The 13,250-nt window shown below is 64.8% G+C and carries 14 protein-coding genes and 1 pseudogene; 1 reads left to right on the forward strand and 14 read right to left on the reverse strand.

Translation table 11 applies throughout. The features are described from left to right. The first annotated feature begins 356 nt into the window (after positions 1-356). Entirely contained in the window at positions 357-647 is a 291-nt protein-coding gene (locus tag AC4LGL_RS27380; protein ID WP_491841502.1) for a hypothetical protein, read from the forward strand. A gap of 518 nt (positions 648-1,165) precedes the next feature. Here AC4LGL_RS27380 and AC4LGL_RS27385 read toward each other — a convergent pair. The 14 genes and pseudogenes from AC4LGL_RS27385 to AC4LGL_RS27450 form a co-directional block, all read right to left on the reverse strand. Next, entirely contained in the window at positions 1,166-1,441 is a 276-nt protein-coding gene (locus AC4LGL_RS27385; protein ID WP_491841503.1) for a hypothetical protein, read from the reverse strand. Beyond that, complete coding sequence (locus tag AC4LGL_RS27390) at positions 1,438-1,704, reverse strand: hypothetical protein (protein WP_491841504.1); 267 nt, start codon at positions 1,702-1,704, stop codon at positions 1,438-1,440. Before AC4LGL_RS27390 ends, AC4LGL_RS27385 begins: the two co-directional genes overlap by 4 nt. A 124-nt stretch (positions 1,705-1,828) precedes the next feature. Further along, positions 1,829-2,410: a DUF4262 domain-containing protein gene (locus tag AC4LGL_RS27395; protein WP_491841505.1), complete on the reverse strand. Its 582-nt coding sequence runs from the start codon at positions 2,408-2,410 to the stop codon at positions 1,829-1,831. A 97-nt stretch (positions 2,411-2,507) separates the two neighbouring features. Beyond that, positions 2,508-2,726 (reverse strand): annotated as a pseudogene (locus AC4LGL_RS27400) (hypothetical protein); the annotation flags it as partial. A 618-nt stretch (positions 2,727-3,344) separates the two neighbouring features. Continuing rightward, complete coding sequence (locus AC4LGL_RS27405; RefSeq protein WP_491841506.1) at positions 3,345-4,190, reverse strand: hypothetical protein; 846 nt, start codon at positions 4,188-4,190, stop codon at positions 3,345-3,347. Between the two features lie 240 nt (positions 4,191-4,430). Beyond that, positions 4,431-5,093: a hypothetical protein gene (locus tag AC4LGL_RS27410; RefSeq protein ID WP_491841507.1), complete on the reverse strand. Its 663-nt coding sequence runs from the start codon at positions 5,091-5,093 to the stop codon at positions 4,431-4,433. A 244-nt stretch (positions 5,094-5,337) separates the two neighbouring features. Then, the gene (locus AC4LGL_RS27415) at positions 5,338-7,257 is read right to left on the reverse strand and encodes a helicase-like domain-containing protein (protein ID WP_491841606.1); all 1,920 of its coding nucleotides are present in this window, start codon (positions 7,255-7,257) and stop codon (positions 5,338-5,340) included. 143 nt (positions 7,258-7,400) lie between these two features. Beyond that, positions 7,401-7,760, reverse strand: a complete 360-nt coding sequence (locus tag AC4LGL_RS27420; RefSeq protein WP_048896566.1) for a hypothetical protein — start codon at positions 7,758-7,760, stop codon at positions 7,401-7,403. A 32-nt stretch (positions 7,761-7,792) separates the two neighbouring features. After that, a complete protein-coding gene (locus AC4LGL_RS27425; protein ID WP_016343873.1) occupies positions 7,793-8,734 on the reverse strand; it encodes a metallophosphoesterase family protein in 942 nt (313 codons plus the stop codon). Continuing rightward, a complete protein-coding gene (locus AC4LGL_RS27430) occupies positions 8,731-9,207 on the reverse strand; it encodes a cupredoxin domain-containing protein (protein ID WP_242413820.1) in 477 nt (158 codons plus the stop codon). Before AC4LGL_RS27430 ends, AC4LGL_RS27425 begins: the two co-directional genes overlap by 4 nt. A 78-nt stretch (positions 9,208-9,285) precedes the next feature. Next, positions 9,286-9,990, reverse strand: a complete 705-nt coding sequence (locus AC4LGL_RS27435) for a Rieske (2Fe-2S) protein (RefSeq protein ID WP_048896562.1) — start codon at positions 9,988-9,990, stop codon at positions 9,286-9,288. Further along, positions 9,987-10,532: an RNA polymerase sigma factor gene (locus tag AC4LGL_RS27440; RefSeq protein WP_029374069.1), complete on the reverse strand. Its 546-nt coding sequence runs from the start codon at positions 10,530-10,532 to the stop codon at positions 9,987-9,989. Before AC4LGL_RS27440 ends, AC4LGL_RS27435 begins: the two co-directional genes overlap by 4 nt. Before the next feature lie 94 nt (positions 10,533-10,626). After that, a complete protein-coding gene (locus tag AC4LGL_RS27445) occupies positions 10,627-11,658 on the reverse strand; it encodes an NAD-dependent epimerase/dehydratase family protein (RefSeq protein ID WP_016343869.1) in 1,032 nt (343 codons plus the stop codon). Continuing rightward, on the reverse strand, positions 11,655-13,187 hold the full coding sequence (locus AC4LGL_RS27450) for a molybdopterin-dependent oxidoreductase (RefSeq protein ID WP_016343868.1): 1,533 nt from the start codon (positions 13,185-13,187) through the stop codon (positions 11,655-11,657). Before AC4LGL_RS27450 ends, AC4LGL_RS27445 begins: the two co-directional genes overlap by 4 nt. Positions 13,188-13,250 lie beyond the last annotated feature (63 nt).

A 13,250-nucleotide genomic window follows, 5' to 3' on the forward strand; every position in this document is an offset into this window, starting at 1 on the left:
CAAAATCCACCGGCACCCGCACCCTCACCCGATGGTGCGACTCCTCCACCCAACAAATCACCACCGTCCTACAAGCCCCCACCTGCCCCGACTCCGGCTCCGGCCGATACACCGGCCCCCACACACCTCAGAAACCACCCTCCGCGCCGCCAGCGGCCGCACCAGACGCCTCCTGCACCCAACCCGGCCGCTGGTCGAGGCCTCTGGAGTTCTGCGGCAGTTGCCCCTCGTTAATTCATTGGTTGTCTATGTTACGAAATGCATTGTGCGCGGGGCAGTCTGGCGACGCTGTTGCGCTATATGGTGAGCCTCACGCGCATCAGTTTCTGCGCTGCCGACTGGGAGGAGCCTTCATCATGACCAACGAAGACCACGCAAATCTTGCCGCAGGGCCGAATGGGCCGCTGCGGCAATGGTCCGCGAAAACGCTACGGGTGGCGCTGGCAAGAGAAGGCATTTCCCGGCTCAAGCTCCATCAACGCTTGGTAGAGCGCTTTGGAGATAGCGCACCATCGCAAACTACGGTGTACCGGCTGATGTCAGGCGAGGCGTTGCCCCGGACAGATCACCTCATCATGATCGCCGAACTGCTGGCCATCTCACCACGGGTGCTAGTTCCGGACGACCACCGGCTGCTCACGGGATAGGCCCCCGGGGCGATACAACAACCGTTTTCAAACACCACCTCCTCTACCTATGTCGAGTGGGGAAGGAGGTGGTGCTGGTGGTCGGGGTACTAGGCCAGTCTCGAAGCCACCGCGCCCCGGACGCCCCGCGAGGCAGGGAACCTGCGGTGCCCCTGGGCAGGTCAGTGCACGTTGGCCGGGTACAGCGAGCAAGCCGGACCAAGCTTGACGCTCACGCGCCCGCGGCGGTGTCTACACCGCATTCGTCGCACCGCTCCCCGGCCTCGGGTGGTCCTCGGCGCTGGAAGGTGCAAAGCCCCGTCATGGTCGCTCACGTACCCGCACACCGCTGGCTCGGCTCGTTCCGTCTGATCGGCGTCGAGGACCAGGGCGGCCAGGAATGGCACCTCTGGGCCTGTGCTCTGGTTGACTCGCCGTCTGCCCTGACGACACAGCACAGAGCGTCCTCGAGGCCTCTGTGACGGCGACGGCGTGACCAAGTTCGACGTACGTCCCGACATCCAGCCGTGCGAGGACACTCATCGTGTGGCCGCCGCTTCCGGCCCGACTGTCCCGACTCTGTTCAGCCAATCATCGAGTGCGTCCACTAGATCCTCTGCCCGAGCGTGGATCTCCTCGCGCGCATCGAAGTTGTGCTCGTCGTGACGACGGTAGGCCGATGCGCTGTAGTCGCTCAGATCGCAGTCAGCCGGGCAATCGTCACTGCATTCGTGCATGACGTGGATGCCGTCGAACGCGGCCCGCAGCGAAGCCAGGGCGTCGAGCACCCCCGCTGGCGGGGTCGGTGTGCTCATTTGCCCACCCACTCGTTGCCAAGGCCGACCAGCTCGGGCCGACCGGGGGCATCAACGATCGTGATCTCGAAGCAATAGCCCAAATCGTTGCCGATGCCATGGCCGTCCCCGGTGAACTCCTCAAGCTGCTCCCACAGCTGCTCTAGTTCCTCGAACGGCTCCACCTCGACCGTCTTGACCTGTTTGGACGTGTGCCCATCGCTGTAGGCGTTTTCCACCTTGATCGTCAACGTCAACGACGCGGCGGCAATGTCAGCAGTCAACAGAACTCCCCTTTCCGGGAATTTCGGGGCCCGCCGGAATGGCTTGCCCAACACCGCCAACATACCGCCAACTACCGACACTTCGCGTCAGCCGAAAGCTCCAGCGCCACAGCCATAGCCGCGCCTAGAGTTCTCCGAGGATCTCAGCGCGATAATTCCGGCCCACTGTCGACAGCGCGGCCTGCCAATCCATGCCCAGCGCGTCAAACAGGTGGCGCACATCGGCGAGCATGTCCGTCGCCGCGGTCTCCAGTTCAGACCCAAGGCTGGCGCCGCCCAGGTGCGTGGCGTACCCGACCAACGCCCGTGCACCCCACCGAGCTCGTAGATCGTTGTCGGCCTGCGGGTCCACCATCGTCAACGATCCCCTCGGCACATCTGCAACCAGGTCGGCGAGCTCCTGCGCACATTTCACGGTCAACCGCGTCGCGCGGTACACCTGCCGACCCGAGGGGGCCACCCCGTACACCGGCTGGTCACCATCACCGGTCGTGCTGCCGCGCTCCCAGGGAAACAGGCCATCAAGGTCCGGCCAGCACAACTGCACCGCGGAACCCGCAGACCCGTACACCTGTCGCACCATCGTCAGATCGTCGGTACGGGTCATTTCGACCGCCACCAGATCCACATCCCCGACAAGCACGTCCTCGATGCGCTGCCCCGCCACAATCCCCGCCCCCGCGTCGACCATCCTCCGCGAGACCATGTTGAGCACTTGCTGGCCAACCGGGAGAGGCAGGCCGTAGACCGCCAAACTCCGGCAGGTGTTTTGCCGACAACCCCACCGTGTACGCGAACGGCACACCCTCATCGTCCGACGTCGGAAACACCCCGATCACCGTCCACCCATGCTTGGCGATACTGGCACGAGTGTCCTCGACAACCCCCGCCCGACCAGACCCATCACCCGCATTCTGAAAGCGCTCCACGGGATACAGCCCCTTTCCAGAGCCTCCGAAGGCCCGCCCGCATGGCTTGCCCAACAGCCCCGAGTCTACGGGCCCGCCCCGACACTCCGGCATCGCTGAATACACCTCGGGCACACCCGATTTAGGAACTCACCGCCTCCACACACCTATACCGGGAGGGGAGGCGGTGTGCGGAGCGCAAAGCCAAGCGGTGGCGCTGGACTGCTGCCCAACGCCACCGCCACCACTCCGCCTAGCGCGTCGCTGACTCCAGTTCCGAGGCCAGGAATCGCACCTCGATACCGACCAACGCTCCCGTTGCGGTATCCACGCGGCGGACATCCCGCAGATCGCCCTGCGACCCTGAAACCCTGCACAATGCACCCTCAAGATTCTCGGTAGCAGAGACTCCCGCGCGAACCTTCACATACGAGCCAACAGCGAACATCGCTAATCCCCTCCCGGGATCTTCCGGGGGCCCGCCGGAATGGCTTGCCCAACGACATTCACATTACCGGCACCCACCGACAAATCCGGGCCAGTGACCCCCGCTAGACCAACACTCAAACCCTCACCAGCCCAACAGTTGTCACCACTTCCCCATCCCATACCGGGTGGGGAAGTGGTGACCGGGCGAACGCGGTTACGAGCGCGCGAGAATGCGGGACGGATCATGCCGACTCGGCCGCTCCGCGGTGGGGCACTCCGAGGAAGTACCCCACCGCTCGACCGTCAGTCGACCAGGCTGGAAACTCGCGCCACCTCTGCATCCTCATCGAGGGCCGGCGCCGAGCGCCCCGCTGTCAAGATCTTGTCTACCGCCGTGAACACCGCCCGGATATGGCGGTCGGTGACCTCTTCATCCCCCAACCAGTCTTGGATGTAGGCGCGTGACTCCTCGGGCGCCCACTCCCTCAGACCGGTCTCATGGGCCAGCAGATATGCCACCGACTCAGCCTGGAATTCACGGACACCCCGACACAGCGACTCACCCTCGCCCCGGGACGCCCCGGTAGTGTGGCCAAGCATCACATGCGCCAACTCGTGAAAACCGGTCTTGGCAGGAAAAACTGAGACCGGTGAGATCGCAACCTTACGCTCGTAGGAATACCCCTGGGTGTTGCCGCTGATCATCTCGAACGGCACCTGCTCGATGTCGAGCACCGATAGTGCGCGCTGCCAATCCCATTCGGGCAGCTCCGGCCACACCACATCTTCACCAACAGTATTCGAGTATGGAAAGGTGCTTCGCTTCAACCGAAACCGGCACACAACAACCTTTTCCTCACCGGTCTCCTCATCGGTCTTTCGGAACGGAGCCGGATGCAGCACATACCGGCCGCCACCCTTGACAGGGATCCGGCCCAGGCGCTTCCACACACTGAACGGGGCGCACGGCTCGCTCACCCCCTGGGCCCACAGCAGCATCTGATTTTGCAGCGAGTACTGATAGAACCGGCAATACGTCGTGCCCATCTGCCCGGGCAGCGTGAGCGCCTGAGTCAACAAGGTCGGCCAGTCCACCTGTCCGCTACCGTCGACAGCTGGCGAGATCCGTTCCACAGTGGATGCAGTCATGACACGTTCCCCTCTCGGGAATGCAGGGGCCCGCCGGAATGGCTTGCCCAACAACAAGAAATCTACCCGCACCCACCGACAAAACCCGGATTGCTTGCGAGCGGCGGCAACCACGGCGAAAGCAACAACAACGCAGCCTCAGCAGCAGCGGGCCCACCAAAACAGACCCGCCACCTCCCCACCTCATACCGAGAGGGGAGGTGGCGCGCCGGCCCCAACCGACCGCGCCACCTTGCCCGGCTACGCCCTCTCGGTATCCACCACGTCGTGATCCAGCAGTGCGTCACTCAGAGCGCTCCGGCGACTCGCCAGCTCCATCAACGCATCGACGACCAGCGATTCATCGACCTGAGACTCTGCATCCTCGGCGTTGCGGGCCCGCACAGTCACCCGCACACGCACGGTCGCGCTCACCATGTTGTCCCAGTCACTCATCCTCGGACGCAATCCCTCGCCAACCATGAACGCGTCAAAGTCCGAGCACAGCGAGTGCTCATCGGCGAACTCGTGCGATGCATCCACAATGCGCTCCAAGCGGTCCTGATGAACCTGCAGCGCCGAGCGGGCAGCGTCCCGTTCAGCACGCGCATCCTGGGCCTCCCAATACGACGAGGCAAGAGCCGAAACCCACTCCGGCATCAGTTCATCGGTCGGGATCGGACCCGAGGCCACCTGCACCTCAGAAATCGGACCAGCCGACACCACCGCGCACGCTTCGGCCTGCACGATGGCACACCGCCGCTCCCGCCCCACCACAACCCGCTCAACCACCAGCCAACCCGGCACCGGGCCGCTGTCCACCGTGGCCGCCCACACCGCCGCCCCCGGCTGCACACCACAACCAAGCAGCTCCGCAACAGAACGCGACACCGCCACGGCCGAACCCTCAACGACAGCAGTCAAGATAATCCCCTCTCGGGATCTTTGTGGGCCTGCCGGATGGCCTGCCCTACACCAGCGATTCTACCGCCACACCCCGACACAATCTGACCAATCAGCCAGCGCCACAGCACTTTTCTTACCCACCAACTACCCCACCCCTATACCGGGTGGGGTAGTTGGTGGGACTGCTGACCTCAGCCACGCGAACGGGCCCCACCGACGACGCGATTCGTCGGTGGGGCCCGTCGCCCCTGCTGTCGCCCCTCTACGCCGCTTCGGCCGGCGGGTCTTGCTCCTTCAGTGCTTCATTGATCGCCTTGTTGACTTCTGCGAGTTCAGCACGCGCCGCAATGAGTTCTGCAGGTTCGCTGACATCGGTAGCCCCGGCTGTGTCGCGGGCCTCCTGCGCCTGGCGCTTTGACTCCGCCAGCTTCCCGCGCGTCTGGGCCATCTCACGCGGCACCCCGGCAACCCAAGCAGCCACCATGGCCTCCGCCCAGGCCTTCACCGCCTCAGGCCCACGCCGGCACACCTTGCCGGGCAGAGGTTCAGCCCACAGCAGCCCGTAATCGACGTCGAGTTCCAACCGCTGGCCCGGATCGGTATCGGCGATCCGGATCGATACCCGGCGACCACTCCACTCAGCCCGGTAGCGAGGGTAATGCCGGCTCGGATCTCGACCAGCACAGGCGTCCTCAGCCACCCGCGTCAGATCCACATCACCCATGCCATCGGCGCAATGTTCGGTGAATGTCGTCAATCGCTGCAGCCGACTCGTAGCGGCCTCGGCAGCCCTGTCACTGTAGGCCGCCGAATTGAGCAATGTCCGCACGTTCTGCTGAACTGTGACGTGCGCCAGGCGCAGGGTACGCACGCGAGTCTGCAGCTCGTGCTGACGCAACAGCAGCTCGTTTCCGGCGGCTGCCGCCTTCAACTCACCAAACGTCAACGTCTCATCGCCAATGTCCTCGATCTCGCGTGCCTGGCCATCCATTCGGTACAGCTGAGAAAATCCGCGCGATTTTCTTTCGACCGTGCCGAACATGAAAGCGTCGAATGTTCCACGCGCCACGTGTGAATGGATCCCGACAACATCATGCTGATTGCCGTGGCGCTGCCCCCGCCCATTGCGCTGCTCCCACGCGGCAGCCGTCCAAGTTGGGTCTGCGTGGTGAAGGGAATGGAGCCGGTTTTGCAGGTTGGTCCCAATGCCGACCTTGGCCGTGGAGCCCAGGAGGGCCGCGACCCGGCCGTCACGGCACGCAGCGAACAGCGCCTCGCGCGCTTTCGGCGTCGTGGCTTCATGGACAAACCTAATCTTCTCGGCCGGAACACCGCGCGCTATCAGCCCGTCGCGGATCCGCCCATAGCTCTGTGCGTCGCCCTTTTTTGGTGTGCCCAGATCACACATGACCAGTTGGAACGCACCCGGATTCGGCGACCCTTCATACACCAGATCCCGTGTGTTGTGGTAAATGTCGGCCACCAGCGCTGCCACGCCTTCCAACTTGGGTGCCGTCTCCCGGATTCCCACCAGGTTCGGATCCAGCGCGACCTTGCGCCCATCCCCGCAGATCAACAACATGTTGTCCGCGTTAGCCGACGGCAGGCGCTTTTGCATGGCATCGACACGCTCCACCAGCGTCTCCATGAACGCCCGCTGTCCGGCAGTGCGTTCGGTCAGATGAGTGTGGTTGCTGGCCTCCGGACGGGACAGCCCGACGCTGTCTGCGCGCACCATCGACATGAAGTCCGACAGCATCGTGCGCAGCTCGGGGACGTTCTGAATGGTCCCTGGCCGCCGCCGTGACCGGAATCCCGACCCGTCCGGGGTGGTCTCGATGAGCACCTTGTACCGCACGAACTGAGCCGCCCAGGCGTCAAAGTGACCTAATCCGGTGCGGGCCAACTGCTCTGGGGCCAGCATGGTTTGCCACACGAAAGCCTCAGCGAGCGTGTTGGTGAACGGTGTACCGGTCATCAGGCACGCGTGCGGCCGGTCGGGGTTAGCCCGCCGCAACAGCGACAGCTTCAGGTACAGGTCCAACGCCCGTTTACTGGACCCGAGGCTGAACCCATCCGCTCGAGTGATCACCGGCAGTCGACGAAACTTATCGGCCTCGTCGACTTTTCCAACTGGCTTCCCGGCTGCAATGGAGTTGGCATGCGCTTTTACGTTGCACACATATGTGTGCAACGTTGACCGTTGGTATGAACCCAATAGCCCGCGCCACGAGGTGGCGTACCGCGCTGGCCCACCCGAATCAAGACACCGTCATGTGACTAGAGGTAGCAGACGAGGCCCAGTCCCGGAGCGCCGTCGGGCGGCTACGGATTCTTTCCGGCGCCTGGGTTTGATCGCTGCCGCGACATCTGCGCCAGCCAGGCGGCGACCGCCAGCACCGCCACAGCTTCGACGATAACGCTGATGAGTGCGTAAGGCGCTGGTTCCCAGCCCGTCTCCACGAATCCGAACAATCCCACTGTTCGCGACAGCCCGAACGCCGCCAGCGCGCCTGCCGACAACAGGCCCGACGCCCATCCGAACCACCTCGGAGCACCCACCGCCAGCAGGACGCCGACAGCGCAGAACACCGAAGCCTGCACCAGGAACCCGGTGCCGACTGTCGGGATGTGACCGTAACCGTGCAGGTAGAGGTACGCGTGCACACCGCCGCTGACAACCATGGCCGCCGCGATCACCAGACGATAGACGAGAGTCACAGCAGAGTCCGTTCTTTGAGCGCGAGCGTGTGCTGGCCGGTCTGATAACTCACCTCACGGATACCGAGCGCGTCGTGCAGCTTGCCGGCCGGCAGTGTCAGCGGCTTCGGCGCCGGACCGTCGCCGGGATGCGGCAGCGGATAGGCGGTGGTGGTCCCGCTGTGGAAGGTGACATTGCCTTCCGTCTTGGAAAACACCTGGTGCACATGGCCGTTGAGGCAGGTCACCGAGGCGAACCGCTTCAGGTAGCTCAAGGCCTGCGTGGCATCGTCGGTCCCCCAGCCCCAATCCGGATACATCGCGAACAGCGGAATGTGGCTGAACACCACGATCGGCGTATCACTCGACAGCGAGGCGACGTCCTTCTCCACGAACTCGAGCTGATCGACGCCGAGGTGCCCGAGCTTCTTGAGGTTCAGCGTGTTCACCAGCGCGATGACGTGCACGCCGGCGATGTCGAAGCTGTACCAGCCGTCGCCGCGGGTCCCCGCCCCGAAGGTCTTGCGGTATTTGGCGCCGGCGTCGTCGGCCGAATCATGTTCGCCCGGAACGGTGAACACGTGCGGGGTCCGCAGCCCGGTCATCATCTGCCGGACCTGATCGAACTGCTCCGGGGTGGCCAGATGCGTCAGATCGCCCGTGTGGATCACGAAATCCGGCGTGTAGCCCAGGTTGTTGACGGTGTCGATCGCATGGGTGAACGAGCCCGCCACATCGGTGTTGGCGGCACCCGTGAAGCCGATGTGGCTGTCGCTGACCTGCGCGAAGCGCAACGTGGGCTGCGCCGCCGGCGCGGATGAGCCGCTGCCCGCAACGTGCGACAGCACTTCCCCACCGACCACCGACAACCCGACAGCGGCACCGAACCACGCCGTGTGCCGGAGCAATTGGCGACGGTTCATCTGCTGCGGGTCGCGCTGCGACGAGTCGTCGGTCATCGGACCACCACCGTTCCGTGCATGAAGGGGTGAATCCCGCAGACGTAGGTGAAGGTGCCGGGCGTGGTGAAGGCGTAGCTGAAAGTGGCGCCGGAACCCATTGTGGGAGAACGGAACTGGCCACCTTCGGCGACGACGTTGTGTGGATCTTCGTCGTGGTTGGTCCAGGTGACCGTCGTTCCCGCCGGCACCGTCAGGGTGTCGGGCGCGAACGCGAAGTTGTCGATGTTGACCGCGTTCGGGCCCGCCGGCATCGGCGCCTGGTGGCCCGGTTCGGGCGGGGACATGGTCATCGACCCCATGGAACCCATGGTGGGTCCGGAGCCCGCGCCGGGTCCGCTCATGCCGGGTGTCCCACTGACGTCGGAGCTGAAAACTGGTGTGGGTGCTGCTTTTTGCTGCGGTGCGGTCGAGGTGCATGCGGACAGGAGCAGGGCGGCGCCGCAGAGCGCAACCAGGGTTCGTCGTGACACGACGGGAACCTCCGTAGTCGTCGGGTGCGGGTGCGCCTGCGCACCCTCACCAACAGATACGGTGGCGGGTTACACGTCTCAGGCCGGCTGGCTCGGAGGCGTGGGTGCGAACACCTCGATGACGCCGGCCACTTCGCGAACATCGAACTTCGGCAAGGGTTTTGGCGCGATCGGCAATTGATGGGTCAGGACGTGCCCGTCCGTGGCGAACGACGTGGAATGGCACGGGCACCGTAGCCGGTCGTCCGGTCCGTCGAACCAGAGTCGGCAGCCCTGGTGCGTGCAGACACCAGAGATGCCCTGCACGTTCCCGTCGACCCGGCGCACGAATCCCACGACCGAGCCGAGGTCGAACGGATGCACCGCGCCCTCTGCCACGTCGGAGCTGTCGGCGACCTTCTGCCAGCTGCCGGCGGCCGGAACCAGCTCCTGGCTCGCGGTGTCCTGCTTCGCCGGCTCACCGCGGCCGCTCATCAACGCCCGGTCGACCGCCACTGCGGCGACTGCGGCACTGGCGGCCGCCGACGTCCCGACGATCACCTGACGACGGTTGGCGCGCAGCCAGGTGGGCGGCGGCGCGTCGTCGCCGTCGAACTGCGCGGCGAGTCGGCTCTGCAGGTCGGCGAGGAACTCCGGTCGTGGCTCGTCGGCGCCGGGCCGGGCGGCCTGCAGGTCGATCGCGGTACGCATCTGCGCCGCGTCGAAGTCGTCGGGCGTGAATCCCGTCGGCTTGCGCCCGCGCAGCAGATCGTCGAGGTATCGACGCAACCCGCGCGCGTTCATGGCTCGCCCTTCTCGTTGATCTGTGCCGCCAGCCGTAATGCCCGGTGTTGCAGCACCTTTGCGTTGGCGACGCTGACACCGAGCTCCGCTGCGGACTCCTTGATGGACCTGGTCTGGAGAAATCGCAGCTCCAGTATGCGTCGATAGTTGTCCGGCAGGGCGTCCAACACCGCGGCGACACGGTCCGGCGCGGTGCTGATGGACTCTTCCGCCTCCGGCGGCGCCTCGATATCGAGGTCGATGCAGGTGATCTCCCGCCCCATCGTCTCGCGCCAATGCGCGGCGAGCACGGTGCGTGCCGTGCTCCGCAGGTAGGACCGCACCTCGGCGGCACTGGCCGTCAACCGCAGCGGTCGCAGCGCGGCGAGAAACACCTCGGCAGTGAGGTCCTCGGCATCGGCCTGATTGCCGACCCGCGCGTAGATCGTGCGGTACACCCACGTCGCGTTGTCCTGGTAGACGGACTCCCAGTCCGGATACCGGGAATCCGACGAGACGACACGCAATGACGGTCGGCGTGCAGGATCACGCTGCGCTGACACATTAACCCCGTCTCATCGGTGCGGCCCGGCACACCCCAACGCCACTTCAATTTGTAAATAGCCACCAGGGTTACACGAGGCTGTCGACGTCAGATCAAGCTCGCAAGGGCGCAAACGCGAAGTCACGCAACCCCTCCCGCGGGTGGACCGATGCGGTGAATCCGAGTTCTCGGGCCGCACGTGCCGGATCGGCGACGATGTGCCGCACGTCGCCGTTGCGGTGCTGCCCGGTGACTACGGGTGGCTGCGCGCCGCGCGCCGCGCACAGCAGTCCGGCCACATCGCCGATGTCGATCGGGTGCCCGGAGCAAACATTGAACGCACCGAAACCACCGATGTCGGACTCCACCGCGGCAACGTTGGCCGCTGCGACATCGTCGACGTGGACGAAGTCGCGCATCTGTCCGCCGTCCTCGTAAATGTTTGGGATGGTGCCGTTTTCCAGCGCCGACCGGAAGATCGCCGCCACGCCGGAGTAGGGCGTGTCACGCGGCATGTGTGGGCCGTACACGTTGTGGTAGCGCAGCGCGATGACGGAGCCGCAGACCGCGTCGGCCCAAGCCAGCGCGTAGTGTTCCTGCGCGGTCTTGCTCGCTGCGTACAGACTGCGCGGTCGTAACGGCGAGTCTTCCCCAACCGTGCACCATTGGAGCTCTTCGCCGCCGATCGGGCACCGGTGCTCGAATACTCCGGCATCCAGGTCGGCGCGGCGGCGCGGCAACGGGTCGACCGGCCCATGCCGGCGACATTCGTAGCGGCCCTGCCCGTAGACCACCATCGATGACGCCAGGACCAGCCGCCGGCAGCCCGCGTCGTACATCTGCGCGAGCAGTACCGCGGTGCCGTAGTCATTGTTGCTGCCGTACGCCGGCGCGTCCGCCGCGTTGATGCCAGCCCCGACAACGGCGGCCTGGTGACACACGACATCAATGCCTTTGAGCAGAACCGACAGCGCGTCGGGATCACGCACATCGTTGATCCGACATCCGTCGGGCGGGTGCGCACCCGAGCCGTGCGCAGCGTAGAGCATCGAGTCGATCGCCACGACATCGTGGCCGGCGGCGGCTAGCGCCGTCCAAACACGAGAACCGATGAATCCGGCTGCGCCGGTGAGCAACACTCTCATGACACCTCGAACGTTATGGTAGGTAGGCCAGTGGCGCCGTCGGGCGACGGCGGAGCTTCCTCTGATGTTTGAACCGCGCCGGTGTTATCGGTGGCGCGCGCGGTGATGGTGTGGGTGCCTTCGGAGGCTGCGTCCCACTGGTAGCTCCATAACCGCCAGGTATCGTTCGAATAGCTGGCCCCGAGACGTGCTGGGCGCCAGTCGCCGTCGTCGATACGGACCTCGACCGCCCGGATTCCTCTGCCCTGCGCCCACGCGACCCCACCGAAAGTGGTGGGGCCCGAACGGATCCGCTGGCCGTTTCGCGGAATATCAATGCGTGACTGGGTTTTGATCGGGCCATGTGCCGACCAGCCGAGTCCAGTCCAGAACGCCTGAGCCTTGTCGAAGCGGGTCAATTCCAGTTCGACGACCCACTTGGTGGCCGAGACGTAGCCGTACAGCCCCGGAACCACGAGCCGTGCGGGGTAACCATGGTTGATCGGCAAGGGTTCGCCGTTCATCCCGACCGCCAGAAGTGAGTCTCGACCATCGGTGAGTGCCTCAACCGGCGTGCCCGCGGTGAACCCGTCGATGGAGGTCGATAGCACCATGTCCGCATCGGGGTGAATTCCGGCTGCCGCCAGCAGATCACGCACGCGGTAGCCGGTCCACATGGCCGTTGAGATGAGATCCCCGCCCACCGGGTTGGACACGCAGGTAAGCGTGACCGCCTTCTCCACAAGTGGGAATGCGCGCAAATCGTCGAACATGTAGATGATTTCGCGATTCACCATGCCATGGACGCGCAGTCGCCAATCAGCACGACTGAGCTGTGGTACCACCAGGGCGGTGTCGATCCGATAGAAATCAGTGGTGGGGGTGATGAATGTCGGTAGTGCTACGCCGGGCGGCTGCACCTCGGTCGGCACCAGCGGAGCCCGTACCGCGGCGCTCGGCGTGGCGGTGACGGCTCTTTCGCCGGCCACCGAGTGTGCCCGCCGCGATAGCAGGATTCCCGAACTCGCGCCGGCGGCGCCGAGCCCCAGAAGCCCGAGCGCGGTCAGCCACATCCGGCGACTCGTGTCGGTGTTGTCGACTGTTGACGTGGAGCCCCGGGTCGTCTGCCGGGTGGTCAACATCCGTAGCGCGATGACCGCGACGGCGACCCCGATCGCGGTGGGAATGAAGTCGACCGGTGTGGCCTCGGGGCGCAGTAATATCGCTGCGCACCCGAGTACACCACCGGCCGTGATCACGGCGCTTCCGACCGGTCGGCGTCGAGCTTCAGATATTCCCGCGAACGCCGCGATAGCAGCGACAGTCAGAATGACCGCCACCACTAGAAACAGTTTGTCCGCCGTACCGAATGTCTGGATCGCCCATTCTTTGACCGACCCGGGTGTCAATTCGATAATTTCGGCACCCACCGCAGTCACAGGGTCAGCCGCCGGCCCGAATAGTACGGCCAGGATTTCACTGATACCGAGTCCTGTTGCGGCACAGGCTATCCCGGTCAGCGGCCGCAGCAAACCGTTGTTCAGTGACACGATGTCACACTACCGCCGAAATCCCGCGTCAGATCTTACGAAGTGCTGACACGTAATCATGCC

This window comes from Mycolicibacterium arcueilense (genome assembly GCF_058536225.1).

What these genes read in the sequence shown, in the direction of transcription:
- AC4LGL_RS27435 (WP_048896562.1), bottom strand. Translation starts at nt 9,990, where the DNA reads ATGAACGCGCGCGGGTTGCGTCGATACCTCGACGATCTGCTGCGCGGG.
- AC4LGL_RS27380 (WP_491841502.1), top strand. Translation starts at nt 357, where the DNA reads ATGACCAACGAAGACCACGCAAATCTTGCCGCAGGGCCGAATGGGCCG.
- AC4LGL_RS27395 (WP_491841505.1), bottom strand. Translation starts at nt 2,410, where the DNA reads ATGGTCTCGCGGAGGATGGTCGACGCGGGGGCGGGGATTGTGGCGGGG.
- AC4LGL_RS27405 (WP_491841506.1), bottom strand. Translation starts at nt 4,190, where the DNA reads ATGACTGCATCCACTGTGGAACGGATCTCGCCAGCTGTCGACGGTAGC.
- AC4LGL_RS27420 (WP_048896566.1), bottom strand. Translation starts at nt 7,760, where the DNA reads ATGGTTGTCAGCGGCGGTGTGCACGCGTACCTCTACCTGCACGGTTAC.
- AC4LGL_RS27385 (WP_491841503.1), bottom strand. Translation starts at nt 1,441, where the DNA reads ATGAGCACACCGACCCCGCCAGCGGGGGTGCTCGACGCCCTGGCTTCG.
- AC4LGL_RS27425 (WP_016343873.1), bottom strand. Translation starts at nt 8,734, where the DNA reads ATGACCGACGACTCGTCGCAGCGCGACCCGCAGCAGATGAACCGTCGC.
- AC4LGL_RS27445 (WP_016343869.1), bottom strand. Translation starts at nt 11,658, where the DNA reads ATGAGAGTGTTGCTCACCGGCGCAGCCGGATTCATCGGTTCTCGTGTT.